The organism is Kribbella sp. WER1 (assembly GCF_054189145.1).
The window spans coordinates 2,739,681-2,765,086 of the sequence record NZ_CM135186.1; the positions used below are offsets into that span (position 1 = coordinate 2,739,681).

General features: G+C 69.8%; 24 protein-coding genes. 8 read left to right on the plus strand and 16 right to left on the minus strand.

Translation table 11 applies throughout. The features are described from left to right. Nucleotides 1-139 precede the first annotated feature (139 nt). From ACXJJ3_RS13360 to ACXJJ3_RS13395, 8 genes are read right to left on the minus strand one after another with little or no spacing between them, the layout of a single operon-like run. Nucleotides 140-1,639, minus strand: coding sequence for an ABC transporter substrate-binding protein (locus tag ACXJJ3_RS13360; RefSeq protein WP_458170331.1), 1,500 nt, complete (start codon nt 1,637-1,639; stop codon nt 140-142). Between the two features lie 11 nt (nt 1,640-1,650). Further along, the gene (locus ACXJJ3_RS13365) at nt 1,651-2,412 is read right to left on the minus strand and encodes an endonuclease/exonuclease/phosphatase family protein (RefSeq protein WP_458170332.1); all 762 of its coding nucleotides are present in this window, start codon (nt 2,410-2,412) and stop codon (nt 1,651-1,653) included. Next, nucleotides 2,409-2,996, minus strand: coding sequence for a histidine phosphatase family protein (locus ACXJJ3_RS13370; protein WP_458170333.1), 588 nt, complete (start codon nt 2,994-2,996; stop codon nt 2,409-2,411). Before ACXJJ3_RS13370 ends, ACXJJ3_RS13365 begins: the two co-directional genes overlap by 4 nt. Beyond that, on the minus strand, nt 2,993-3,994 hold the full coding sequence (locus ACXJJ3_RS13375) for an ABC transporter ATP-binding protein (RefSeq protein WP_458170334.1): 1,002 nt from the start codon (nt 3,992-3,994) through the stop codon (nt 2,993-2,995). The genes ACXJJ3_RS13370 and ACXJJ3_RS13375 overlap by 4 nt, the downstream gene beginning before the upstream one ends. Next, nucleotides 3,984-4,973 carry an ABC transporter ATP-binding protein gene (locus ACXJJ3_RS13380; protein WP_458170335.1) on the minus strand — a complete coding sequence of 330 codons (990 nt, stop codon included), beginning with the start codon at nt 4,971-4,973 and terminating at the stop codon, nt 3,984-3,986. The genes ACXJJ3_RS13375 and ACXJJ3_RS13380 overlap by 11 nt, the downstream gene beginning before the upstream one ends. Next, nucleotides 4,974-5,855, minus strand: coding sequence for an ABC transporter permease (locus ACXJJ3_RS13385; protein WP_458170336.1), 882 nt, complete (start codon nt 5,853-5,855; stop codon nt 4,974-4,976). 2 nt (nt 5,856-5,857) lie between these two features. Beyond that, nucleotides 5,858-6,784, minus strand: coding sequence for a nickel ABC transporter permease (gene nikB, locus ACXJJ3_RS13390; RefSeq protein WP_458170337.1), 927 nt, complete (start codon nt 6,782-6,784; stop codon nt 5,858-5,860). Next, nucleotides 6,784-7,497, minus strand: coding sequence for a helix-turn-helix domain-containing protein (locus tag ACXJJ3_RS13395; protein WP_458170338.1), 714 nt, complete (start codon nt 7,495-7,497; stop codon nt 6,784-6,786). The genes nikB and ACXJJ3_RS13395 overlap by 1 nt, the downstream gene beginning before the upstream one ends. Before the next feature lie 137 nt (nt 7,498-7,634). Here ACXJJ3_RS13395 and ACXJJ3_RS13400 point away from each other — a divergent pair, with 137 nt between their 5' ends. From ACXJJ3_RS13400 to ACXJJ3_RS13410, 3 genes are read left to right on the plus strand one after another with little or no spacing between them, the layout of a single operon-like run. After that, the gene (locus tag ACXJJ3_RS13400; RefSeq protein ID WP_458170339.1) at nt 7,635-8,579 is read left to right on the plus strand and encodes a DUF6772 family protein; all 945 of its coding nucleotides are present in this window, start codon (nt 7,635-7,637) and stop codon (nt 8,577-8,579) included. Between the two features lie 4 nt (nt 8,580-8,583). After that, nucleotides 8,584-8,901 (plus strand): hypothetical protein, encoded by a 318-nt coding sequence (locus tag ACXJJ3_RS13405; RefSeq protein ID WP_458170340.1) that lies wholly within the window; start codon nt 8,584-8,586, stop codon nt 8,899-8,901. A gap of 9 nt (nt 8,902-8,910) precedes the next feature. Next, nucleotides 8,911-9,963 (plus strand): LacI family DNA-binding transcriptional regulator, encoded by a 1,053-nt coding sequence (locus tag ACXJJ3_RS13410; RefSeq protein WP_458170341.1) that lies wholly within the window; start codon nt 8,911-8,913, stop codon nt 9,961-9,963. On the opposite strand, the gene ACXJJ3_RS13415 is transcribed toward ACXJJ3_RS13410, so the two are convergent. Genes ACXJJ3_RS13415 through ACXJJ3_RS13425 form a run of 3 tightly spaced genes read right to left on the minus strand, consistent with a single transcriptional unit; the run spans nt 9,938 to nt 14,033 of the window. Next, nucleotides 9,938-11,086, minus strand: a complete 1,149-nt coding sequence (locus tag ACXJJ3_RS13415) for a CaiB/BaiF CoA transferase family protein (protein ID WP_458170342.1) — start codon at nt 11,084-11,086, stop codon at nt 9,938-9,940. The two genes, ACXJJ3_RS13410 and ACXJJ3_RS13415, sit on opposite strands and share 26 nt — an antisense overlap. A gap of 47 nt (nt 11,087-11,133) precedes the next feature. Further along, on the minus strand, nt 11,134-12,210 hold the full coding sequence (locus ACXJJ3_RS13420; protein ID WP_458170343.1) for an alpha/beta fold hydrolase: 1,077 nt from the start codon (nt 12,208-12,210) through the stop codon (nt 11,134-11,136). Continuing rightward, entirely contained in the window at nt 12,207-14,033 is a 1,827-nt protein-coding gene (locus ACXJJ3_RS13425) for a hypothetical protein (protein WP_458170344.1), read from the minus strand. The genes ACXJJ3_RS13420 and ACXJJ3_RS13425 overlap by 4 nt, the downstream gene beginning before the upstream one ends. A gap of 85 nt (nt 14,034-14,118) precedes the next feature. On the opposite strand from ACXJJ3_RS13425, the gene ACXJJ3_RS13430 reads away from it, so the two are divergent. Continuing rightward, nucleotides 14,119-14,859 carry a MerR family transcriptional regulator gene (locus ACXJJ3_RS13430; RefSeq protein WP_458170345.1) on the plus strand — a complete coding sequence of 247 codons (741 nt, stop codon included), beginning with the start codon at nt 14,119-14,121 and terminating at the stop codon, nt 14,857-14,859. A 398-nt stretch (nt 14,860-15,257) separates the two neighbouring features. On the opposite strand, the gene ACXJJ3_RS13435 is transcribed toward ACXJJ3_RS13430, so the two are convergent. From ACXJJ3_RS13435 to ACXJJ3_RS13445, 3 genes are read right to left on the minus strand one after another with little or no spacing between them, the layout of a single operon-like run. Further along, the gene (locus ACXJJ3_RS13435) at nt 15,258-15,419 is read right to left on the minus strand and encodes a hypothetical protein (protein ID WP_458170346.1); all 162 of its coding nucleotides are present in this window, start codon (nt 15,417-15,419) and stop codon (nt 15,258-15,260) included. Further along, on the minus strand, nt 15,416-16,717 hold the full coding sequence (locus ACXJJ3_RS13440; RefSeq protein WP_458170347.1) for a hypothetical protein: 1,302 nt from the start codon (nt 16,715-16,717) through the stop codon (nt 15,416-15,418). Before ACXJJ3_RS13440 ends, ACXJJ3_RS13435 begins: the two co-directional genes overlap by 4 nt. A gap of 48 nt (nt 16,718-16,765) precedes the next feature. After that, nucleotides 16,766-18,220 carry a flavin-containing monooxygenase gene (locus tag ACXJJ3_RS13445; RefSeq protein ID WP_458170348.1) on the minus strand — a complete coding sequence of 485 codons (1,455 nt, stop codon included), beginning with the start codon at nt 18,218-18,220 and terminating at the stop codon, nt 16,766-16,768. A gap of 66 nt (nt 18,221-18,286) precedes the next feature. Here ACXJJ3_RS13445 and ACXJJ3_RS13450 point away from each other — a divergent pair, with 66 nt between their 5' ends. After that, the gene (locus ACXJJ3_RS13450) at nt 18,287-18,907 is read left to right on the plus strand and encodes a TetR/AcrR family transcriptional regulator (protein ID WP_458170349.1); all 621 of its coding nucleotides are present in this window, start codon (nt 18,287-18,289) and stop codon (nt 18,905-18,907) included. Beyond that, nucleotides 18,907-19,461: a GNAT family N-acetyltransferase gene (locus tag ACXJJ3_RS13455; protein WP_458170350.1), complete on the plus strand. Its 555-nt coding sequence runs from the start codon at nt 18,907-18,909 to the stop codon at nt 19,459-19,461. Before ACXJJ3_RS13450 ends, ACXJJ3_RS13455 begins: the two co-directional genes overlap by 1 nt. 1 nt (nt 19,462) lies before the next feature. Here ACXJJ3_RS13455 and ACXJJ3_RS13460 read toward each other — a convergent pair whose 3' ends face one another. After that, nucleotides 19,463-20,503 (minus strand): LacI family DNA-binding transcriptional regulator, encoded by a 1,041-nt coding sequence (locus ACXJJ3_RS13460; protein ID WP_458170351.1) that lies wholly within the window; start codon nt 20,501-20,503, stop codon nt 19,463-19,465. A gap of 113 nt (nt 20,504-20,616) precedes the next feature. Here ACXJJ3_RS13460 and ACXJJ3_RS13465 point away from each other — a divergent pair, with 113 nt between their 5' ends. Further along, nucleotides 20,617-21,534 carry a glucuronyl esterase domain-containing protein gene (locus tag ACXJJ3_RS13465; RefSeq protein WP_458170352.1) on the plus strand — a complete coding sequence of 306 codons (918 nt, stop codon included), beginning with the start codon at nt 20,617-20,619 and terminating at the stop codon, nt 21,532-21,534. A 39-nt stretch (nt 21,535-21,573) separates the two neighbouring features. Here the strand turns inward: ACXJJ3_RS13465 and ACXJJ3_RS13470 are convergent, their stop codons facing one another. Beyond that, nucleotides 21,574-23,817, minus strand: a complete 2,244-nt coding sequence (locus tag ACXJJ3_RS13470) for a chitobiase/beta-hexosaminidase C-terminal domain-containing protein (RefSeq protein WP_458170353.1) — start codon at nt 23,815-23,817, stop codon at nt 21,574-21,576. 252 nt (nt 23,818-24,069) lie between these two features. On the opposite strand from ACXJJ3_RS13470, the gene ACXJJ3_RS13475 reads away from it, so the two are divergent. Next, complete coding sequence (locus ACXJJ3_RS13475; RefSeq protein ID WP_458170354.1) at nt 24,070-25,368, plus strand: hypothetical protein; 1,299 nt, start codon at nt 24,070-24,072, stop codon at nt 25,366-25,368. The last annotated feature ends 38 nt before the right edge of the window (nt 25,369-25,406 follow it).

A 25,406-nucleotide genomic window follows, 5' to 3' on the forward strand; every position in this document is an offset into this window, starting at 1 on the left:
GATTCGGGCGAGTAATCGATTTCCCGGACGCTAGACCGCCCCCGTCCAACCCGTCAACCCCTCACCCGCGCAACAGGAGCCGGCTTCGGTGCAGAACAGGTTGGAGCGGGAGCTATTCGACGTCGGTGGAAAGGTGGTGTCAGCTGCCGGAGACAGTCACCTTCGCAAAGAGGGGGCGCCCGCTGGGTGGCATCACGAAGTTCTGGACGCGGCTGCGGACCGCGGCGTTGGACGACAGATCCGCGGGGAAGATGCCGACCGCGTCGTCCCACAGGATCTGGCCGGCCTGTTGGTACAGCTTCGGGCGGGCGGCCTGGTCCACCGACGACCGCGCGTCGAGGAGCAGCTTGTCGACGGCCGGATTGCAGTAGCCGTTGCGCTTGGCGGAGCAGACGTACAGCCGTGCCAGCGTGTAGTCCGCGTCGCCGGTGCCGGTCACGTTGGTCTGCAGGTTCATGTCCCAGTTCAGCTTGCCGAAGTCCTCCAGCCACTGGGCGCGTTCCTTCTCCAGCGGCTTCACCGTGACGCCGATCTTCGCCCAGTCCGAGATCATCGCCTGTGCCAGCGCCCGGATGTTCGGCCCGCCTTCGAGCGGCCACTGCATCGACGTCGTGAACCCGTTCGGATACCCGGCCGCCGCCAGCAGCGCCTTCGCCTTCGCGGGGTCGTAGTCGTACGGCGACAACTTCGGCGCCCCGATCACGCCCTGTGCGACCGGCGCCTGCGCCACCGTCGCGAGGTTGCCGAACAGGTCCTTCACGGTCCCCTCGAGGTTCAGCGCGTGCCACATCGCCTGCCGGACCCGCTTGTCGTCGAACGGCTTCCGGTTGGAGTTGAACCAGTCGAAGTAGTACGTCCAGCTCGGCGTCGTCGAGTAGGTGATCGCGTCGCTCCCCTGCACCGAGCCGACCTGGTCCGGCGGGATCTGCGTGAGGACGTCGGCCTCGCCGTTCTGCAGCGCGGTGATCCGCCCGGACACCTCCGGGATGTTCACGAACTCCAGCTTGCCCAGCTTCGGCGCACCGTCCCAGTACGTCGGGTTCGCGGCCAGCTCGAGCTTCTCGTCGGGCTGGAACGACGTGACCGTGAACGGCCCGGTCCCGATCGGCTTGCCGAAGAACCCGTCGGTGTCGATCTTGTCCGCGGGCCCGATGAACAGCAGCGTGAGCGAGCTCAGCAACGTACCGAGCGGCTTGCTGGTCTTCACGGTGACCGTGTGGTCGTCGGTCGCCGCGAACGAGGTCACGGTCGAGTAGAGCGGCACCAGCGGGCCGTCGAGCTTCTGATGCCGTTGGTACGACGCGACGACGTCCTTCGCGGTGAACGGCGTACCGTCGGAGAACTTCACGCCGGAGCGCAGCGTGAACACCCAGGTGTCCGGATCCGGGTTCTCCCACGAGGTCGCCAGGACCGGGACGATCTTGCCGTCGTCGACCCGGACCAGCGGCTCCATGATCTGCTGGATCGCGGTCTGGACGGCCTCCTCGCCGGCGTACTTGTGGGTGTCCAGCGACACCGGGAACATCGCCGGCGCGTAGCGCAGCACCTGGTCGCCGCTGCCCGGTTCGGCGGCGGGTGAGCAGGCGGCGACGCCCAGGGTGACGGCGACCAGCGCCGCGACGATTCGCTTCCTCAGCACAGGGGTTCTCCTCACAGCGTGTAGGTGGCGACGACCGGGTGGTGGTCGGAGGGGGCCCGGCCGTCGTGGAAGAAGTCGACGACCTCGCTGGACCGGGCGGCGAGCGGGCCGCGGGCGAAGATCCAGTCGATCGCCTTGGGCGGCGAGGCGAGCGGCGACAACCGGGTCCCGATCGGGCCGGTGGCGACCGTCGGCACCACCGGATGCGTCACCGGTGAGTGCCGGCCGAGAGCGGTGAAGCTGTCCAGGAACCCGGCGTTCCCGAGCTCCCACTGCGGTGGGCCGATGTCGTTGATGTCGACGGTGAACAGGCAGGCGTTGTCGCCGGCCCGGGCAGTCAGCACGTCGCCGATGGCGCTGGCCTGGGCGATCCGGCGGTTGACGTGGTCGGCGCGTTCGTCCGGATGGCCGGGCCAGGTGAGGTGCGCCGTACTGAAGATCAGCTCCTGGCCGGTCGGGATGCGCAGCCGGACCCAGAACAGGCGGGCGTCGGGCGACAGGATGCCGACGTCGTCGGCGCCGTGTTCCTGGTAGCTGAAGAGGTCGCGGCGCCACCAGAGGTTGCTCTGGGTCTCCCAGCCGGCGGTCCCGTCGATGCGCTCGTGGTCGGGGAGAGCGGCGTCGAGCAGGTCCCTGGTCACGGGCCGAAGCTCTTGTACGGCGAGCAGGTCCGGCGGGCGCGTGCTGAAGAGACTCGTGAGCGCGTCACGCCGCTGGTCGAGGTGGAAGTCGGCCCACAGGTTGTACGTCATCACCACGAACGTGAAGCTCACCGCTCCACCCCCGTGGGCAGGTTGTACCCCACCAGCCGATCCCGTCGGAGGACGGTCAACGAGCAGTTCCCCGGCGGCTCCAACACCATCTCTCCACCCGCGGGCAACCCCAGAACCCCTGCCGCCGCGGCCCGAACAGGCCCGCCATGGGTCCCCACCAGCACCCGCCGACTCCCATCGGAGGTGAGGGCGTGGATTGCCTCAGCTACCCGGGCGCGGAGCTGTTGGAGGGTTTCGCCGCCGCCCCGGGCGACGTCTTCACCTCGGGAGAAGGACCGCACGACCTCCGGCTCCTCGGCGTACACCTCCGCGAAGGTTCGTCCGGACCAGGTGCCGACGTCGATCTCCCGCCAGCGTTCGTCCACCTGCACGGGTGTACTACCGACGTACGGCTCCAGCGTCTCCTGCACCCGCTGGAGATCACTCGCGACGACCGTGTCGAACGTGAACGACCGCAGGTAGTCCGCGGCCGCCTTCGCCTGGTCGCGGCCCCGCGCGGTCAACCCCGTCCCTTGCTGACCCTGATAGCGGTCTTCGGCATTCCACACGGATTCACCGTGACGAAGGAGGAAGAGTTCGATCATCGGTCAGCTCCAGCAAGCTCAGTGGCGAAATGACAGGCGACGGGATGCAGGTCGAGCCGGACCGTCAGCTCCGGGTTCTGCTCGGCACAGATGTCCGCCGCCTTCCAGCACCGAGTGCGGAACCGGCACCCCGATGGCGGATCGGCCGGCGACGGCACATCGCCGCCGATGACGATCTGCTCACGCGGCGGCTTGTCCCACGGCCGTGGGTCCGGTACGGCGGACAGCAACGCCTGCGTGTACGGATGCAACGGGCGCGCGAACAGCTCCTCCCGCGGCGCGCTCTCCACCACCCGCCCGAGGTACATCACCGCCACCTCCTCCGAGATGTGCCGTACGACGGACAGGTCGTGGGCGATGAACAGATACGCCAGCCCGAGATCGCGCCGCAGGTCCTCGAGCAGGTTGAGCACCTGCGCCTGCACCGACACGTCGAGCGCGGAGACTGCCTCGTCGCAGATCACCAGCTTGGGCCGGAGCGCGAGCGCCCGGGCGATCCCGATCCGCTGCCGCTGCCCACCGGAGAACTGGTGCGGGTACCGCTCCGCGTGGTCGGGGTTGAGCCCGACCCGCTCCAGCAGCTCGCGGACCTCGGCGCGGTGCCGGTGTCTCGGTACGACGTCCGGGTGGATCTGCCACGCCTCGGCGACGATCTGCTCGACGGTCGCCCGCGGGTTCAGCGACGCGTACGGGTCCTGGAAGATCATCTGCAACTGCCGGCGCACCCGCCGCATGGATGCCCTGGGCAACGAGGTCAGCTCGTCGCCGTCGAACACGATACTCCCGGAGCGCGGCTTCTCCAGCCCGACGATCGTGCGCGCGACGGTGGACTTCCCGGACCCCGACTCCCCCACCAGCCCGAGCGTCCCGCCGGCCGGAATGTCGAACGACACCCCCGCGACGGCCTGGATCTGCCCGACGGTACGCCGCAGTACGGACGAGCGCAGCGGGAACGAGGTGTGCAGGTCCCGCACCGACAGCAAGGGTTCACCGGACATCGGCCGGCGCTCCTTCCGGATGGTGACAGGCAGCCTCGTGACCGGCCGGGCGGCCGCGAAGAGCCCGGAGTGGGGGCTCGGCGTCCGCGCACAACCCGTCGGCGTACCGGCAGCGCGGCCGGAAGGAGCAGCCGGACGGGAGGGCCAGCAGGTCCGGCGGCGAGCCCTGGATCGGGACGAGCCGTTCGCGCGGGCCGTCCACGGCGGGGATCGACGCCATCAGCCCGGACGTGTACGGGTGCCCGCTGTGCTCGTACACCTCACGGAGTGGGCCGGTCTCGACGACGCGGCCGGCGTACATCAGCACGACCCGGTCGGCGACGTCGGCGACCACGCCGAGGTCGTGGGTGATCAGGACGAGCGCCATGCCCTCTTCGGACTGCAGCCGGGTGAGGAGCTGCATGATCTGCGCCTGCACGGTGACATCGAGCGCGGTCGTCGGCTCGTCCGCGATCAGCAGCCGCGGCGACAGCGCGAGCGCCATCGCGATCATCACCCGCTGCCGCATCCCGCCGGAGAACTGGTGCGGGTAGTCGTCCAGCCGCTTCGACGCGGCCGGGATCCCGACCCGCTTCATCAGCTCCAGCGCGCCCGCCCGCGCCTCGCGGCGGGACGCTCCGCGGTGCTTGCGGAACATCTCGCCGATCTGCGCACCGACCCGGAACACCGGGTTCAGCGAGCTCAACGGATCCTGGAACACCATCGCGATCTCCCGCCCCCGCAGGCCCTTCGCGACCCCGGGCGCCAGCAGGTCGCGCCCGTCGTAGCGGACACTGCCGCCGGCGATCCGCCCGGCAGGCTTCGGCACGATCCCCAGTACGGCCTGCGCGGTGACGCTCTTGCCGCTGCCGGACTCGCCCAGCAACGCCACGGTCTCCCCGGCGCCGACGTCGAACGAGGCACCGTCGACCGCCGTCACCACTCCGCCCGACGTCGCGAACTCGACCCGCAACTCCCGGACACTCAGCAACGTGTTCATCTACAGACTCCTCAGCCGCGGGTCGTACCGGTCCCGGAGCGCGTCGCCGAGCACGCCGAGCGAGATCACCAGGAACGCCAGCGCGATCCCCGGGACGGTCGAGATCCACCACGCGTCCGCGAGGTAGTTGCGGCCGTTCGCGATCGTCACGCCCCAACTAGGGGTCGACGCCGGCGTACCGAGTCCGAGGAAGCTCAGCGACGCCTCGGCCAGGATCACGTGCCCGATCTCGACCGTCGCGACCACCAGCACCGGGGCGACACAGGCCGGCAGCACGCAACGCGTGATCAGCCGCCAGGTCCCGGCGCCGAGCGTCCGGGACGCGTCCACGAACTCCCGCCGCCGGGTCGCCAGCGCCTGCCCGCGGGCGACCCGGGCGAACGTCACCCAGTTCGCGACCGCGAGCACGATCACCACGTTCAGCACCGACGGGCCGAGCAGCGCCGCGATGAAGATCGCCAGCAGGATCGACGGGAACGCCAGCTGGATGTCGGCGAGCCGCATCAGTACGCCGTCCAGCCAGCCGCCGAAGTACCCGGCCGCGAGACCGATGGTGACGCCAATGGTCCCGGCGAGGACCAGCGTGGCCAGCCCGACCGCGATCGAGATCCTTGCCCCTTGCAACATCTGGGCGAGCAGGTCCTGGCCGACCTGGTCGGTGCCGAAGATCGCGTACGACCCGTCGGACAGCCGGCTGAACGGCGGCCGCAGCCGGTCCGCGGTCCGGGTCGCGACCGGGTTGTAGTGCACCAGCCACGGCCCGATCACCGCGGCCACGACGTACACCGCGATCACCGTGAAGCCGAACCGGATCCGCACCGATCCGGCCCTGGTACGACGACGGGCCGGCACCGGCGCCGCCACGGAGAGCTCGACAGTCAAGGTCAGTCACCAGCCAGACGGACCCGCGGGTCCAGGAAGCCGTAGAGCAGGTCCACGAGCAGGTTGATCACCACGAAGATCGTTGCCACCAGCAAGATCGACGCCTGGACGACGCCGTAGTCGCGGCGCCCGATCGAGTCGATCAGCAGCCGGCCGACCCCGGGCCAGGCGAACACCGTCTCGACGATCACCGTGCCACCGAGCAGCGCCCCGAACTGCAGGCCGACCACGGTCACGATCGGGATCAGCGCGTTCCGCAACGCGTGCACCAGGACGACGGTCCCTTCGCCGAGCCCCTTCGCCCGGGCGGTCTGGACGTACCCCTCGTGCACGACCTCGAGCAGGCCGCTGCGGGTCAGCCGGACCAGGATCGCGAGGAACGGCAGCGCCAGCGTGATCGTTGGCAGCACCAGGTGCGACCAGGTCCCGGAGCCCGCGCTCGGCAGCACCTTGAACCCGCGCGCGAACACCAGGATCAGCACGATCCCGAGCCAGAACGACGGCGTCGACTGGCCCATCAGCGAGAACACCGAGATCGTCCGGTCCACCCAGCTGTGCGCGCGCAGTGCCGCAACCACTCCGAGCGGGAGACCGATCAGCAGCGACAACAGCAACGCGGCCGACGCGAGCTGGATGGTGGCCGGGACCCGTTGCAGGACCAGCGACATCGAGTCGGCGTTCAGCCGGAAGGACCGGCCGAAGTCCAGGTGCACGACGTTCGCCAGGTACGTCGCGTACTGCTGGATCAGCGAGTGGTCGAGCCCGAGCTGGGCGCGGAGTGCGGCCACCTGGGCCTGGTCCGCGTCCGGTCCGAGCATGATGTACGCCGGGTCGCCCGGGACCAGCCGGAGGACCACGAAGATGATCGTGACGGCACCCCAGAGGACGAAAAGCGAGAAGACCAGCCGCCGGACGACGTACGCCGCCATCAGACGCCGCTCCGCAGTACCGAGACCACGCGGCGGAGCTCGTCGACCGACCCCGGCTGTACCAGCTCGGCACCGAGCGCACCCGCACAGGACCCGTCGGCCGCCCGGACCGGTACCGCGACCATCCGCGGCAACGACGCCACCGGCCGCGGGTTGTGCGCGAACCCGGTCAGCCGGATCCGCCGCAGCGTGTCCAGGAGGTCCGGCGTACCGCTCACCTGTTCGACCGGAAGCGCCGAGAGGTACGCCCGCCCGAGCGCACTCCGGCGCAACGAGACCGCATCGCCCGGAAGGACGGCTGAGGCGCCGAGCGCCTGGCTGTCGGCTGCGCTCCGAGCGCGTCGCTCCACCCACGCGCCGTGCGGCGCGGCGCCGTCCGCGACCGCCGCCACCTGCAGCACCGGGCCGGTGCTCTTCGGGACAGGCTTGGCCAGCACGACCAGGCGGCCGAGGCGGTTGCCGAGAGCGCCGAGCGCATGCTCGGGCCCGGCCTGACGCCGCACCGGAGGTCGCAGGGCCGCGAGTCCGTCGCGGGCGGTGTAGCGGTGGTCGTCGACCTGGGCGGCCAGGCCGTGGACGCAGAACGTGGCGAGGATGCGGTGCACGGTGCTCTTGTGCAGGCCGACGGTGCCGGCGAGTTCGGTGACGCCGTACGGGCGGTCCTCGCGGTTCAGTTCGGCCAAGACGGTGAGGGCACGGCTGAGCGACTGCATGGCTTCTCGATTCCGTGAACGTTAACGGTAGCGTTAATGTACCGTAGAAGTGCGTGATTTACGTGTCAATAGACCACCGTTGCAGTGGGCGGAACGGCCCGTTGACGGTCATTTCCCGTGAACGTTAACTTCACCAAATGACGACCTCCGACGTCCGGGCCGCCTTACTGTCCGCCGATCCGAAGCTGTCCAAGTTCTCGCCGCTGCCGCGCATCCTGGCGTTCGACGAGTTCGACAGCGGGACGCACGGCTGGACCGAGCTGCTCGGCAACTACAACGGCCGTGGCGACCTCAGCACGGTCGACGACCACATGCGCGACTTCCGGCCACCACAGCTCTCGGCCTGCAACTTCTTCGACATCGGCACCCACGGGGCGCTCAGCGGCACGTACGCGCTGAAGCTCGCCACCCGCCCGCACAAGGGCCACACCGCGGTCGCGATCCGCCGGCTCACGATGAGCGGCCGCGGCCTCGTCCAGCTCGAGACGTACTTCGCCTTCAAGTCCGAGGCCACCCTCGGCGGCGGCGACGAGCTCGACCAGTTCGGCGACGTCCGATGGGACGGCAACACGCACCCGTCCGAGGCCCAGTTCGGCGCCTTCACCGTCGCCACCGACCTCTGCGGCGACGGCGGGCTGCGCTACCACACGGTCGCGCGCTACCAGAACACGAACCTGGACAACCACTTCACCCGGCAGTGGATGGCCCCGACCGTCCCCGAACCGACGCCGCGCGAGCACTTCGAGGGCAAGGTGAAGCTGGAGTACGCCGCCGACTTCACCGCGCCGAACCCGGAGGACTGGCAGGCGTTCGGCGAGCCGCAGGAGCTCTGCTACAACGAGGTCCCGACCAAGGTGAACTGGCACTACCTGCGCTGGCTGATCGACACCGAGAAGCGGCAGAACGTCGAACTCCAGGTCAACGACCGGGTGATGGACATGCGCGACGTCCCGGTCCCGCCGTACGAAGAGCGCTACGAGACGCTCGAGAACCTGCTCAACTTCTATTTCTCGGTGCGCACCCACAGCTCGGTGCGGAACTTCCTCTTCCTCGACTCCGTCCTCATCTCGGTTGATTGGTAGGCCCATGCGACAGTCCATGACGGCGGTGCTGGAACGCGACACCACCTTCGGCGCCCAGTTCGCCACCGAGCCGTACGAGGTCGCCTGGGCGGGTGAGGCACGCTGGTTCGTGCAGCACGTCGGCGGCGACGGTACGGCGACGTACGTCACCCAGGTGTCACCGGACGGCCTCACCTGGTGCGATCTCGACGCGGAGGAACATGTGGTCGAGCCCGGGAGACTCGTCAGCTGGCCGGCCACCGGGTTCGGCCACTGGCTGCGGCTGCGCGCTAAGGTCGAGGGCTCGGTGCAGGTGCGGATCCACCTGGCCGTGAAGGCATAGGAGAGGTTGATGACGGAGGCCCAGGGCCCGCGACCGCGGCCGACGCTGCGCGACATCGCGTCGGCGCTCGGGCTGTCGGTGAACACCGTGTCCCGGGCCCTCGGCGACAAGGACAGCGTGAGCGCCCGCACCCGGGCCGCCGTGCAGGCCGAGGCCGCGCGGATCGGGTACGTCCCGAACACGCTCGCCCGGTCGCTGGTGCTCGGCTCCGCGATGACCCTGGGCCTCGTCATCACCAACCCCTCGAACCCGTTCTACGCGCAGCTGATCAGCAGCATCGAGCTCCGGGTCCGCGCGCAGGGGTACTCGCTGCTGCTGCTCGTCACCGACGAGAGCGCCGAGAACGAACAGCGCGCCACCGAGGCGTTGCTGCGGTCCGCGGTCGACGGCGCCGTGGTAGTCCCCGTGCAGGCCGAGTGGGACCACTGGCGCCGGGTGCGCGACAGCGGCATCCCGCTCGTGTTCGTCAACCGGGACGTGCCCGAGCTGGACTGCGACATGGTCGGCGTGGACTACGAGCGCGGTTCGTACGAGGCGACGAGCCACCTGATCGCGGGCGGTGCGCGGAAACTCCTGCTGCTCGAGGAGGACCTGCCGATCACCACCACCGCGGACCGGATCACCGGCTTCCGCCGGGCGATGGCGGACGCCGGGCTGCCGGTGTCCGACGACCAGGTCCGCGCCGTGCCGACCAAGCGGTACGACTCACTCGCGCTGCCGTGGCAGCCGGAGGAGGCGTACCGCTTCGCGCGGTCGCTCGACCTGCCCGACGGCATCGTCACCGGCAACGACTACTTCGCCCTCGGTCTCCTCCGCATCCTCGCCGAACGCGGCCTCGCCGTACCCGAGGACGTCGCCATCACCGGCTACGGCGACCACCCGTACGCGGCGTACCTCCAACCACCCCTCACCACCGTCCGCCTCCCCGCCGCGGAGGTGGGCACGACCGCGGTGGACCTGCTGCTCCAACGCCTGAGGTCCGGCGCGGACCGGCCCCGCAAGACGCTGATCCGCCCGGAGCTCGTCGTCCGCGCCTCTACTCTGACTCCAGCCACGCTCTGACGGACTCGTTGTGTTCGCCCAGCCGGGGCGGTGGGAGGTTGGTCTCGCGGGCGCCGGCGTACGGGTTGTCGTCGAAGCGGAGCGGCGGGCCGGGGAGTTGGATGTGGCCGAGGGTTGGGTGGTCGACGTCGACGAGCAGGCCTTGGGAGAGCGTCTGTTCCCACTCGTAGACCTGCTGGAAGTCGCGCACCTTCCCCGCCGGGATGCCCTTCTCCGCAAGGCGTTCCAGCCACGCATCCGCCGACTCGCCGGCGAAGGCAGCCTCGATCGCGGCGGTCAGCTCGTCGCGGTGGGCGACACGGGCTGGGTTGGTCCCGAAGCGTTCGTCGTCCGCGTCAAGCCCGACGATCGGCGCGAACAGCCGCCACAGGTTCTCGCTCCCGACCGCCACCTGCACGATGTCGTCACGCGTGCGATACAACCCGTACGGCGCGATCTGCGCGTGGTGGTTGCCGACCCGCGCCGGCAGCTCGTGCGCCACCGTCCATTTCGTCCCGTGGAACGCATGGACGCCGACCACCGCAGCGAGCAGGCTGGTCCGCACCACCCGCCCCTTCCCGGTGATCGACCGCTCATGCAGCGCCGCCAGCGCGCCGTACGCCCCGTACATCCCGGCCAGCAGATCCGAGATCGGCGCACCGACCTTCGTCGGTTCGGTCTCCCCGGTGATGCTCATCAGACCGCCCTCCCCCTGCGCGATCTGGTCGTACCCGGCGCGCCCGCCCTCCGGCCCGTCGTGCCCGAACCCGGTGATCGACAGGATCACCAGCCCCGGGTTCAGCTCGTGCAGCCGCTCGGTCCCGAACCCGAGCCGGTCCAGCACCCCCGGCCGGAAGTTCTCGATCAGTACGTCGGCCTTCCGGACCAGCTTCGCGAGGAAGTCCTTCCCCTCCTCGGACTTCAGGTCCGCGGTGACCGACTCCTTGTTCCGATTCGCCGACAGGTAGTACGTCGACTCCCCGTCCACGAACGGCGGGCCCCACCCGCGGCTGTCGTCCCCGCCGTTCGGCGTCTCGACCTTGATCACCCGGGCCCCGAGGTCCCCCAGCATCATCGCCGCATGCGGCCCGGCCAGCGCACGGGTCAGGTCCACCACCACGACATCCGAGAGAAGGTTCTGCACGGGGTCGAGCGTAGGCGAGGACGCCGCGGCGGGCCGTGACGCGGCTCTCAGGCAGAAGCCTTGCGAGCCGATATCGGGCTGGTGGGGTGGGTTTGCGAACGGCACAGGGAGGCGAGGCGGTGGGTGACGTCGCGGGGGCGTTCCTGCATGAGCATGTGGCCGGCGCCGGGGTAGATCCAGAGGCGCGCGGTGGGGAGTTGGGCGGCCATCCGGTTGGCGTGGCGGGCGGGAAGGAGGCGGTCCCGGGTGCCGTGCATGATCTCGACCGGCAGTTCCTCCAGCACCTTCAGCGCGTCACCGCGGTCGTGCTCGAGCATCGCCTCGAAGAACCCGCCGTACGACGCGCCCGGCACGATCGCCAGGTCCTGCAGGAACAGGTCGACCTCCGCGGGATCGGCCTTCTTCCCGAACACCACCTGCCGCAGAGCCGGCCGCTGCAACTGCGCCGCGACGGCGCCGGCACGACGCGCCACCTCGGCCAGCCGCGTCGCCGACCGCACATCACCGGCCGCCCGGGCCCGCACACCATCCGCCGCCGCCCGCGCGCCGGCCTCCGCAACACGCGCACCAGCCGCGGCGGCACGGGCAGCGGCGCGGCGGTCGATTCGTCGGCCGACCGCGTTCAGCACCCGTGGGGCGACCCGGACCGCAGCCGGGTCGAAGCGAGCGGGGAGGCCGAGGGCACCCTCCGTGAGGTGGCCGGACGTGGTGCTGACCAGGGCCGCGGCGCGGATGCGCGGCCCGAAGATCTCCGGGTGGCGGTCGGCGGCGGCCATCAAGGTCATGCCGCCCATCGAGTGCCCGGCGTACACGACGGGCCCGTCACCGACGACCTCGTCGAGGACCGTGAGCAGGTCGTCGGCGAGCTGCTCCAGCCGCGTGGAACCGGCCGGGGCAGCGTCGGACCGGCCGTGGCCGCGGTGGTCGTACGTGACGACGCGGACGGCGTCCGGCCCGAGGATCCGCGGCAGCTCTTCGACCTGGTTGTGCCAGGAGCGGGTCGAGCATGTCCAGCCGTGCACCAGCAGCACGGTCACCGGCGCGTCGGCCGGCCCGGTCATCTCGACGTTCAGGCGTACTCCGTCCGGGGTGGTGACCCCGGACCGCTCCAGCTGGATCGTCACGCAATCTCCCGTTCTCGATCATCGGCACTGCTCAGGTGGGCCGCTCGGAGACGTCCGCCGCGGGCGCCGCGCCCGACCAGCCAGGCGATCCCGGCCACTTCGAGCAGCCCGACCACGGCGAGCAGCGCGTACCCGGCGTTCCACATCCATCGTGGCACGTCGTCGCGCTCCTCGCGCCGCAGTACCTGCTGCTCGTCGACGAACGAGACGGTCTGCCCGTTCGACACCTGGACGGCAGGTTTCGCGATCGCGGCGTCCTCCGGCGCGTACACCCAGGCGGCGACCATGTCCCGCTGTCCCTGGTGCAGCCGCACCATCGACTTCCACTTCCCGTACATCGGCAACGCGTCCCGCGACCGGTACGTGCCGTCGGCAACCTTCTCCATCGGGTGGTACTCGAGCCCGCCGCCCTGCCAGGCGAGCGCCTCGAACCAGCGTGCCCGGTCGGCGGCGTCGGTGGGCGTGAGCGAGATCGTGACGTACGCCGTCGGCTCGGCCCCCGTGGCCACCCGCTCCAACGACACGACCCCGGTCACGCCCGGATCCGCGGACCGCGGCACGCAGAAGAACACCGTCGCCGCGACCGCCACCAACCCGACGGCGCCGAGCTGATGGGTACGCCGGACCGCGGCGGCGCGGATGTTCCGGATCCCGGTCGCCCGCTCCTCGCCGGCCACCTCGGCGTACCGGGTCGCGAGCCAAGCGCCGACGAGTCCGGCCCCGATCCCGACGGCAACGCCGTACCCGATCGCGGACGGCAGCATCGACGACGGCCAGGCGATCGGCATCCAGACGTGGCTCCAGGCGTACTCCGCGACCACGCCGACGGTCCCGACCAGCAGTCCGGCGACCGCGCCCAGCCGGAAGCGGTTCTTGTTGCCGAGGGCAAACGCCGTGACCTCGACCAGGACCGCCTCGACGACCAGCAGCGGGAAGTGCCCGACGATCTGCCCGAGCGGTTCGGCGACCGCGTACGCGATCCCGCCGCGGATCACCAGGTACACGCCGAGGGCAACGAACGTCGACCCCGGCCCACGCCGCGCGCGCAGGATCGTGAACCCCAGCGTGGCCCCGAACGCGATCAGGATCGGCTGCAGGATCAACGGGAACTGCGGTACGCCGTAGTTGAACTCGGTGCTGAACAGGTCCCAGGCGATCAGCAACGCCCCGACCGACACCATCTCCTGGAAGACCCGCCGCTTGTTCGGCCCGACGAGCTGCTCGACCTCGGCGATCGCGAGCAGCCGCGCGAAGATCGAGAACACCACGCCGCCGATCATCAACAGGTGCGTCGGACCCCAGAGCGTGACGTCCTCGCCGAACAGCCGGTGCCAGACGTCGTCGAGCGGGAACCCGACCAGCGCGAACGTCCCGCAGACCGTGACCAGCGCCGCGCTGCACGGGATCCGCCAGCCCTTGGTGAGCCTGACCGTGCGGGCCGGCACCGGCTTCCCGGCGAGCGCGATCGGCAGGACGCCCGACACGATCACGCCGAGGATGCCGAAGAAGATCGGGTAGTGCGCGGCGGTCCCGAACGGGCCGGTGTCGCGGCCGCGGTCGATGTGGATCGCGATGTCCCACCAGACCCCGAACGCGCAGGCGAGCAGTGAGACCGCATGCAGGTACGGCGTGAGCGCGGCCCATCGGGGGACTCCGTCCAGTCTCCCGATGGTGTCCGCGAGCCTCCCCACCAGGGTCCCGCGGCCGGTGCGTTCGCGCCACAGGAGGACGGCGAGTGCGAGGTACAGGCCGCCGACCACGCCGGTGACGATGGCGATCTGGCCGAACGTCGCGGTACCGGTGGTCGCGAGCGGGATCGCCATGGTGCGGACTCCTTCGGACATAAGGCATGCGCCATGGGGCATGTTACATCCGCTATGTAACGTGAAGTCTGGAAGACTGTCAAGGGTGGACGAGGAGCTCACTGTCGACCAGCTGGCCGCCAAGGTCGGGATGACGGTCCGGAACGTGCGTGCCTACGCCGGGCGCGGACTGATCAGGCCGCCCCGCCTCGTCGGCCGGACCGGGTACTACGGTGCCGATCACGTGGCCCGGCTGACGCTGGTCCGGGAGCTGCTCGACAAGGGGTACACGCTGGCCGCCGTCGAGCGGATGATGGGCGAACTGCCGGACGGCGAGCTCGCGCTCGGCGTGTTCGAGACCCTGGTGAACCCGTGGACCCCGGCCGAGCCGGAGGAGCTCGACGAGCACCAGCTCGCCGAACGGGCCGGCGTACCGCACGATCCGGCGGTGATCGCACAGATCGTCGAGCTCGGCATCGCGGAGCGGCTGGAGGACGGCCGGCTGCGGATCCGGAACCCGGACCTGCTGCGCACCGGCCTCGAGGTGATCAAGCTCGGCGTCCCGATGCAGGCGATCTTCGAGATGCTGCCGAAGCTGTTCGGCCAGGCCGACGCGGTCGCGAAGACGTACGTCGAACTGTTCCGCTCGACCGTCTGGCGCGACTTCACCAACGCCGGCATGCCCGCGGACGGCTGGCCCGACATCCAGCGCACCCTCGAAGGCATCATCCCGCTGGCCGGCCAGGCCCTGGTCGCCGCGTTCCGCGAGGCGATGGCCCGCGAGATCGAGCAGGTCGCCTACGAGGAGCTCGGCCTGAACCCGAACAACCTCCCCTCGACCGGCTAGCAGCCGTTTCCCCGCCGCCGGCCCGGGCACCGGATTGGTCCCCCGCCCTTCCCTGAGGAAAGGTCCGGGGTCGGATAGGTAGTTCTCCGCATGTGTGAACCGTTCCTCATGCGAGAGCGTGTAGCTGTCAGGACGGACCCCAGGCAGGAGGAAGAGGATGCGCCAGATCCAGATCCGTCGGCGGCCGAGCACCAGCACGACCCGGCGGCAGGAACAGAACCGGACTCTCGACCTTCGGACGCCGTCCGGACGCAAGCTCCCGTTCTGAGAGCCCGCGATGAAGCTCCGGCTGCACGTCCACCACGTGCGCCTGAGCGGCGCCTACGAACCGGTGCCGGCTGCCTGAACCAACGGGGAACGAGGTGAGGTCCGGCGGACCGCAGGGGGTTCTCCGGACCTCATTTCTTCGGCAGGTCGCCGAGGTCGGCGTCCCAGTCGTCCTCGTCGTCCGGGAGGATCGCCTCGTTCCGGCGGGCGATCCGGATGAACGCGACGATCAGCAGCACCGGACCGAGAACCATCGCGGTCTCCGGGATCCCGCCCATGTGCAGCGCGATCACGACGCCGTCACCAGCGCGATCCCGCCGGCGGTGAACGCGACCATCGCGGCCAGCATCGGGTACTGCGCCCGCCGCAGCTGCCGGCGCCGGAACAGCGCCGTCGCCCGGTCGTGCGCCGACACCACGCCGAGCACATGCCCCAGCACGATCGCGCCGATCTGGACGCCGGCGATCAGGCCGGTCCCGAGGAACGCGTAGTCGATCCGCGTCCCGCTCGTCCCGAACAGGTCCCAGCCGCGCCCGAACGGGTCGGTCGCGAGCAACCAGCCGTCCTGTCCCTGGAACATCGCGAACGAGAAGTAGTGCGCGACGGCGTACCCGATCGCGATCGGGACGAGCGAGTGCACGAACGCCCCGGGCAGTCCGGCGGCACCGACGGCGCCCGGCCGGATCTGCGCCGCGCCGGTCGTCCGCGCGGCGAGCAGGAAGAGGCATGTGACGATCGCGACCGCGACGATCAGGCCGAGCGTGTAGACCACCAGGTGCTGCGGCCGGTCGAGCTCCGCCGTCCGCTGCGACCACTCCGACCAGCGGGAGATCCCGTCGAAGGCCGTTGACCCGAGCAACAAACACAGCAGTCCGACGAGACCGGGTGCCTGCGGCAAGGTGGCCAGTCCGGCGAGCGGATGACGCAGTACGAGCTTTCCGTTGGCGCGGCCAACCGGACTCAGCCGCGCGAGAACCTCGGCGTACACCTCGAAGCTGTCGCCGATCGCGAACCAGGACGGGCCATAGACGATGCCCGCGGCAACGTTCAGGACGGCGTACCCGGTGACGGCGATCGCGACCACCCGCGGCTCCGAGCCGTCCGGGTAGACCAGCTCCAGCCAAAGGAAACCGGCCAGCCCGGCGACGGCCGGCCAGTACGCGATCCGGCAGGGCAGTTCCCGGTACGACGTACGCCCGATGAGTCCGGCGATCGTCCGCAACGGGTTCGCGAGTCGCCAGATCGGGCCGCAGAGCAGCGAGAGCGGGATGATCCCGACCCAGATCCAGACGTACAACCACGTCGGCGCCGGCCCCGGATCACCGCGCCAGGCGGCGCCGAGCAGGATCGCGAGCGCGGCGATCCCCACGACCTTGAGCAGGATGCGAACGACCCGGCCGTCGACGATCCGGGACAGCGCGACGAGCGGCGCGCCCGCGGTCCCCTCGAACCGCGGGCGCGACCAGAACGCGGCGAGCGCGAAGAACGACACCGCGACCGCGGCGCCGGCGGAGTAGATCGCCAGCCACAGCGGCACCGGCAGGTCCCCTCGACCGCCGATCCCGTGCAGCGCCAGCAACTGGACCACCACGCGGCGCGCCTCCGATCATCGAACCGATCGAATGTAACACGCGCGATGTCACATAGCGAGCGTCTGATACTCCGTGGCATCGAACCGCCGGGTGAGCTGCCGGAACCGGAACGTGAACGACGGCCAGAGCGTGGTGTTCCGCCCCTCCGAGTCCAGGTACCAGCTGCTGCAGCCGCCGCGCGTCCAGACCGTGTTCCGCATCGACGACCGGACGCCGTCGACGAACGCGCGCTGCACGTCCCGCCGGACCTCGACCTGCTTCAGGCCCTGCGCGTCCATGGTCCGCAGCGCATCGACGATGTACGCGATCTGGGACTCGATCATGAACACCATCGAGCTGTGCCCGAGGCCGGTGTTCGGCCCGATCAGCATGAAGAAGTTCGGGAAGCCGTTGATCGCCGTCCCCAGGTGCGCCTCCATGCCGTCGGACCAGGCGTCCCGCAACGAGGCGCCGTCGCGGCCGTGCACCATGTCCATCACCGGCAGGTCGGTCACCTTGAAGCCGGTGCCGTAGATGATGGTGTCGACCTCGTGCTTCACGCCGTCGGTGGTGACCACGCCGGTCGAGGTCACCTCCGCGATCCCGTTGGTGACCACCTCGACGTTCGGCCGCGCGACCGCCGGGTAGTAGTCGTCGGAGATCAGCACACGCTTGCAGCCGAGGGTGAAGTCGGGGGTGAGCTTGGCGCGCAGCAGCGGGTCGCGGACCTGGTGGGCGAGGTGCTTCTCGGCGACCTTCTGCGCCTGCTTCATGATCGCCGGCAGCTTCGCGAACCCGAGCACCATCGACTCGCGACCCCAGTAGATGCCGGCCCGGACCGCCTTCTGTACCAGCGGGAACCGCCGGTACACCGCCTTCTCGGCTGCCGAGATCTTCCGGTCCGGCCGCGGCATCACCCACGGCGGCGTCCGCTGGAACAGGTGCAGCTCCTCGACCTCGGGCTGGATCGCCGGCACGAACTGGATCGCCGACGCGCCGGTACCGATCACGGCGACCTTGCGGCCGCTCAGGTCCAGGTCGTGGTTCCAGCGGGCGGAATGGAAGACCTCACCCTCGAAGTCCTCGATCCCGGGCAGCTTGGGGTACGACGGCTCGGCGAGCGGGCCCATCCCGGACAGCAAGACGTCCGCGGTGAAAGTGCCCTGGCTCGTCGTGACCTGCCACTTGCCGTCCACCCAGTCGGCGGTCTCGACCGCGTGGCCGAAGCGGATGTGCGGGCGGACGCCGAACGCGTCGGTGACCTTCCGCAGGTAGTCCTCGATCTCGGGCTGCGGCGAGAACGTCGACGACCACTCCGGGTTCGGCGCGAACGAGAACGAGTAGAGGTGCGAGGGTACGTCGCACCGGCAGCCCGGGTAGGTGTTGTCCCGCCAGGTGCCGCCGACGTCGTCCGCGCGCTCCAGGACGACGAAGTCGTCGTACCCGGCCTGCTTCAGCCGGACGGCCATCCCGATCCCCGCGAATCCGGTACCGACCACCACGATCCGGTGCTGCTCGCTCATCTCCGGCCTCCGCTCGATATTGAACTTACTCCCAGTAAGTTACTCGGAGTCAGTTAGACTGCGCAAGTGACGTCCACCACCGCACCCAAGCGCCGCCGTGACCGGGCCGCCCGCGAGCGGGAGATCCTCGAGGCGGCGGAGCGGATCTTCGGGGAGCGCGGCTACCAGGGCACGTCGATGGACGACGTCGCCGCCCAGGTCGGGGTGTCGAAGCCGCTCATCTACCAGTACTACGGCTCGAAGGACGGCCTGTTCCTCGCCTGCCTGGCACGCCTGCGCGGGCAACTGCTGGACACCGTCGCCGACGCGGTGATGGCGGCCGCGGACGCCGAGGACGCGCTGTACGCCGGCTTCCTGGCCTGGTTCCGGTTCCTCGACGAGCATCCGCAGGCGTGGTCGGTGCTGGTCGACGAGGGAATGCTGAGCGCGGGCCCGGCCGCCGCGGCCACCGACGAGGTGCGCGCGGCGTTCATCGAGCTGATCGCGACGATGGTCCGGATGAACGTCCCGGCGGACCGCCCGGCCGACGACGACGAGATCCAGATTGTTGCCCAGAGCATCTCCGGCGCCACCGAGCGGCTGGCGATCTGGCGGACCCGGAGCGCGCATCCGCCGACACCCGAGAAAGTCGCCCGTACCCTCCAGGACCTGCTCTGGCAGGGCCTGCAGACCCTCAGGTCCAGCTGATGCGGATCGAGTCGTACGCCGTCGTCCCCGAGGAGCTGCGGCGCCAGGTAGCCGCGCTCCAGGACGAGGCCTGGCCGGGTGATCCCGCCGACGGACCGGTCCACGATCCCGCCCTCGACCCGGTGTCGATGCTGCTCGTAGACGAGGGCGTGGTGATTGCCGCGCTCGACATCCTGCGCAAAGAGATTCAGCACGCCGGAGACACCTTCCGGGCCGGCGGCCTGAGCACGGTCGTCACCCGCGCGGCCCTCCGCGGCCGGGGTCACGGGCATCGCCTGGTCACCGCCGCCCGCGCCGCGATGATCGAGCTGCGGCTGGACCTCGGCATCTTCACCTGCGACGCGGAATTGTTCCCGTTCTACGAGTCGGCCGGCTGGCAGCAGCTGCCCGGCACCGTCCTGATCGGTGGTACGCCCAACGATCCGTTCCCGAGTGATCAGCCGGGGTTCGACAAGGTCACCGTCGGCGCGTTCTTCACCCCACGCGCCGATCCGGCCGCGTTCCGGCAGACGCGGATCGCGCTCTACCCGGGGCAGATCGACAAGCTCTGGTAGCTCAGAGGATGTCGTACGGTTCGAGGGTCGGGCCAACGGTCGAGCGGCCCTCGACGAGCGTGGGCTGGACGTAGTGGATGCCCGGCGTGGTGGTGCCGCCGATGGCCTGCAGGAGGCGTTCGGCGGCGCGTTCGCCGACCACGCTCAGGTCCGGGTCGAAGGTGCTGAGCGGGTGGTCCGGGCGCATCACGCCGGCCAGCCGGTTGTCGTACCCGATGATCGCGATGTCGTCGGGGACCCGGACGCCGTGCCGGTGGAAGGTCGCGAACAGACCGATCGCGATCTCGTCGTTCGCCGCGAAGATCGCGTCCACCGGCTGCCCGCCGGCCATGCTGTCGAGGATCCGCTCCCCCGCGTCCTTGCCCCAGCGCTGCAGGTAGCTGCCGTACAGCGGGCCGCCCATCGCGATCGGCATCCCGGCCGACCGCATCGCCTCGGTGAACCCCTCGACCCGCGCGTCCACGGCCGGCTCGTGCACGGCCGCGGTGACGTGCGCGATGTTCCGGCGGCCGAGCCCGATCAGGTACTCCGCGGCCGCCCGCCCGGCGCCGCGGTTGTCCGGCGCGACCACGTAGTCGGTCTCCGGCGTCGCGGACGAGGACGCGAACACCACCGGTACGGCGAAGTCCTCGGACAGCACCAGGCTGGCCCGGTTCGGGTCGTCGCCCACCACCAGCAGACCGTCGATCCGGCGCGACCGGAGCCGCTTCAGGTAGTCGTTCAGGACCCGGGGCGTACCCTGCGCGTCGAGCGTGACGGTGGCGATGTTCTCCCGGCCGAGGTAGTTGGTGGCGCCCATGATCAGCGGCATGCTGAACCGGCCCAGCGCGGACTCGGCGAGGACGCCGACGATGAAGCTCTTGCCGGTGACGAACGACCGGGCGAGCATGTCCGGCTGGAACTGCAGCCGCTCCGCGGTCTCGATCACCCGCGCGCGGGTCTCCGCGGACACCCGGCCGACCCCGTTCAGCGCCCGCGACGCCGTGGTCAGCGAGACGCCCGCGACCCGCGCGACGTCGCTCATGCTGGCCCGCTTCGGCATCGTTCCTCCCGTCGACTCGTCTCGAAGCCTGAGTGTAAACAGTTGCGCATAATCGGCCCCTGACCGGGGAGAATCGGTCGCGAAAATACTTGCGCACACGGACTGGAGCAGCGATGCCGGACCTACCACCCCTCGGGCCTGAGGTCGTCGAGGAGTTCACCCGCACGATCTACGGCCGGACGCCCGACGGCGGCAAGCTCACCGAGGTGATGCTGCAGGCCGGCGAGGACGGCGTACTCGACGGCGCCGCGGACCGGCTCCGGTACCGCGCCACCGTCGCGTGCCCGCTCGGCGACCTCGAGTTCGACACCCTCCTGCACCTCCCCTCCGGCGCGACCGCCGCGCCGGTCGTGGTGATCCTGAACTTCGACGGCAACGAGGAGACCTTGACCGGTTTCCCGTACCGGAAGATCGCCGAGGCCGGGTACGCCGTACTCACCGCGCACTACCAGCAGATCGAGCCGGACGACCCGAACCCGCCGGCGCCCGGCGTCCGCGGGCTGTTCCCCGGGGACACCTGGGGCGCAGTCGCAGCTTGGGCGTGGGGGCTGTCCCGGCTGCTCGACATCGCGGCGACCGTCGACAGGATCGACCCGAGGCGGGCGGTCGCGCTCGGCCATTCCCGGCTGGGCAAGGCCGCACTGTGGGCCGGCGTACAGGACGAGCGTTTCGGACTGACCGTCTCGAACGACTCCGGCTGCTGCGGCGCCGCGCTCTTCCGGCATCCGGGCGGCGAGGACATCGAGGCGATCACCCGGAGGTTCCCGCACTGGTTCGTCCCGTCGTTCGCGCAGTACGCCGGGAAAGAGGACGAGCTGCCCGTGGACCAGCACCAACTGCTGGCGAGCATCGCGCCGCGCCGGGTACTGGTGCTGAGCGCGGAGGACGACGCCTGGGCCGACCCGGACGGCGAGCGGCTGGCGATGGAGGCCGCGCGACCGGCGTTCGGGCCGGGTGGGATCGGGTACCACATCCGGCCGGGTGGGCACGCGTTGCTCGAAGAGGACTGGTTGCAGGCGCTCGCCTTCTGAGCGGCCGCCCTCCTGGGCGGGAGGGCGGCCCACCGGCGGTCAGTTCTGCTGCAGGGACAGGTAGAACACGTCCTCGTTCTCGGTCTGGTTGAGCGCCTTCACCGTCGCGTCCGGGTCGATGATCGGGACCTCGACCTGGACCTGGTTCTGGCCGATCGTCTTCCACTGCAGCGGCGTACGGTTGCCGTAGAGGTCGACGCGGTCCAGCGACTTCACGTTGCCCACGTTCCGGAACGTGACGGTCATCGTCGGCTCGCCGAAGTTCAGGTGGATCGTGTCACCGGTGTTCGGGTCCTCGAAGATGTCGGCCTGGTTCTGCCGCTTCAGGTCGATCGCGAGCACGACGTGCTTGTCGTCCAGGCGGAAGCCGTTCGCGGTGGACAGCATCTCGTTCAGCTCCGGCTTCAGCTCCGGGGTGGTGGAGAAGTTGTCGTACGTCTCGGCCTTCGTACCGCGGAGCAGGCTCGCCAGTGTCGTCAGCGTCTTGCCCTTCGGGCTGAGATTGCTGCCGGTTCGCAGCGTCCGGTTGTAGCCGAACGCGTTCGGGTCGTCCGGCGCCCACTCGGCGAAGTACATCAGCTTGAACCGGTCGAGGTTGTTGCCGCCCTTGCTCAGCGCCCAGTGGAACGCTCGCGGGTAGACGTCCGCGACGAACTTGTCCTCGGTGGTGAAGCCGAGCTCGGTCTGCCAGACGGACGGGTCCTTGACGCCGCGCTTCTGCGCCGCCGCGTAGATCGTCTGCATGGTGCCGATCGGCATGTAGTGCATGTCGAAGACGTCGATGCCCTGCCACGCGTGGTACTTGTCCAGCAGCGCGATGTACTCGCTCAGCGGGGCGCCGCAGATCCAGCCGCCGTACACGGCCTTGACGCCGTTGTCGTGCAGCACCTGGACGGCCGGCAGGTGGACGTCGGTCATGTACTGGTCCATGCCGCCCTCCCAGAACCCGGAGCCGGGGTACGCCTCGTTCCAGATCTGGTAGTACGTGATGCCGAGCGGCTTCAGGGTGTCGACCGCGAGCTTGACGTAGTGCTTCCAGTCGTCCGGGTTCTGCGGCGGCGTACGGCCGATGTTGGTCTGCACGTCCTTGGACGACAGCACCTTGCCGCCTTGCGTGATGGTCAGGTGCCGCGTGAACTGGCCGTTGTTCTCCGACGTCACGGCGCCGTACTCGTAGGTCTTGCCGTGGAAGTCGTACGAGTACCCGGTGCGGTTCGCGGCCCAGTCGGCCGTGTACGAGAGCACCGGCAGGATCGTGATGCCGTGCGACTTCGCGAGCTTGAACTGACGCACGTACTCCGCGATCGCGGCCTGGTTGACCTGGCCCTTCGCCGGCTCGATCGAGCCCCAGCTGAAGTCCATCCGGTCCCATTGCATGCCGGCGACGAGACCGGTCTGGCTGCCCTGGTTCTCGCCCGCGAACGCGCGGAACGGCTCGCTCAGGACGAATGGCAGGTCGGCGACGACGCTCGGCGCATCACCCGTCGCGCCGGCGATCGCCTTGACGTCGATGTCCGCGGTGATCGCGATCGGGCCGGTGTACGGCTGCGCGGTGGTCGACGTACTCGGGTCGCTGCCGTCGGTGGTGTAGGTGATGCACGCGTCCGGGGTGGCGCTCGCCAGCTGGACGTTGGTGCCCTTGGTGACCGAACCGGGGCCTGGCGTCGCGGTGACCTGAGCCGTCTCCGGTGCCAGTTCGGTGGTGATCGAGGCCTTCAGCTTGCCGGGCACCCACCAGGTGGCGACCCCATCGCTGACGAACAGGATGTCGTCACCCTTCGCGGCGACCAGGTTCAGATCGAACGTGGTCGCGGTTCCTGTGTACGTATACAACTCGGTGAACGGGCCGCTGACCTTGGCCGGGTCGCCGTCGTGGGCGAGCAGCACCCGGAACCGGCCGCCCGGCGAGGTGAACGAGCCGCGGACGTGCACGGTCTTGCCGTCGGCGTTGCCGGCGACCGTGTACGTCTCCGCGATCGAGCGGTAGTCGGTACCGATCGAGCCGTCGGCCTTCACGAACCAGGCATGCTCGGGCTTCTTCACGTCGGCGGCCCACTCGTCGGCCGCGAACGCGCCGGAGCCGCCCTTGTTCAGCAGGCCGGTGGCGTTGCCGTCGATCGACTGGTACGACCAGCGGCCGGGCGCGACCACGTTCGTGTCCAGCCGGTAGTCGGCGACGTTGTCGGTGGTCGGGTTGGCCGCCGCGGGCGTGCAGCCGATCGGCGGGGCAGCCGCGGCGGCCGCCTGCACGCTCGCCGGGTCGCTGAGCGAAAACGCTTGCACGGTCGGTGGGGTAGCGATTGCGCAGAGCACCACTAGGGCGAGCCCTGCCGAGAGCGGACGAATCTTCACGAGGACTCCGTCGTTCGAGCGTGATTCACGCGTGAACAGGTGATGATCGGGGACGGTAGAGCCGTCGAGACAACCTTGTCAACGGGGTAGGCCGAGCTCTTGACGGCGCCCTCCCGACGGCGCAACCTAGGTGCGCACACGATTGCGCAACTGACCCTCGTCCGCACCCCGAGGAGTTTCCGCATGCCCGAACCCACCCCGATCTCCCGCCGGCTCCTGCTCGGCGCCGCCGGCGCCACCTCGATCGCCCTCGCCGCCGGCCTGACCACCGCGACCGCCTTCGCCGGCGACTCACCCAACGCCTCCCCGGACGGCACCTCACTGCCGCCGGCCACGTCGTTCACCGACAACGGCGGCAACGTCTGGACGCTGTCCGGCGGCGTCATCTACCGCAACGGCAGCACCGTTGGGAACACCTACAACGTGACGGTCGTACTCTGGTACGGCGGCATGGTCTACCACAGCGGCACCGGCGGCCAGTGGTACGTCGTACTCAACGACGTTTGGCGCCCGTGCAACGACCCACGCCTGTCCCTCTACGCCCCACCCGGCCTGATGTACGGCGTCAACGGCCACTACGACACGGCGCTCTCACCGGCCACCATCGCGGACCGGATGTCCGGCCTCGGCGCGACCGTCTTCCGGGTCAACACCGGCGGCAGCTCGAACACGATCGCCGCGGCCGCGAACATCGCGAGCTACCTGAACGGCGTCGGCAAGAAGACCTTCCCGGTCATCGACGCCGGCCTCCGCGACGGCGCCGGAAACCTTGCCTACGGCAATGAATCGGACGCGTACTACGCGGCGCGCGCGATCGGTACGCAGGTGGCTCAGGCCTGCGCACCGCACGGCGTCACGATGTACGAGTGCGGCAACGAGCTCACCCGGGACCCGTACATCATCCTGCCCGACCACAAAGCCGACGCCGGCACCAAGGTGATCGACTTCAACAACGCCAACTGGCCGATCATGCGCGGCTTCATGAAAGGCCTCATCGACGGCGTGAAGACGGCCCAGCCGAGCGCCCTGTGCGGCATCAACTTCTGCAACTCCGACGTCGCCGCCGCGGACGCCCTCTGGGACGGCATGCAGCCCGACGGCACCGGCGGCTACCCGCAGATCCGCTGGGACCTGACCACCTGGCACAACTACGAGGGCGACGGCGACATCTTCCACATCGGCACGGACGGCGCCGGGCCGTCGTTCAACCTGCCGGTGTACGTGAAAGCACGCTTCGGCAAGCCGTTCGTGATGAGCGAGTGGAACTCCGACCCCAACCAGGGCACGACCCACCGAGCGTCGTACATCCAAACCCAGCTCGCCGAATTCCAAGCAGCCCGCACCACCGAAGGCTTCCTGTCCTCAATGATCTACGAACTGGACGGCGGCACCCAATGGGGCCTGACCGAAGCCGACGGCACACCACTCAACCCGCCCTACACCGCCTTCCAGAGCTTCGTCTCGTCACACCCAGACGCCTAGAGCCCCTTACAAAAAAGGCCTCCTTTGAAAACTGTCGG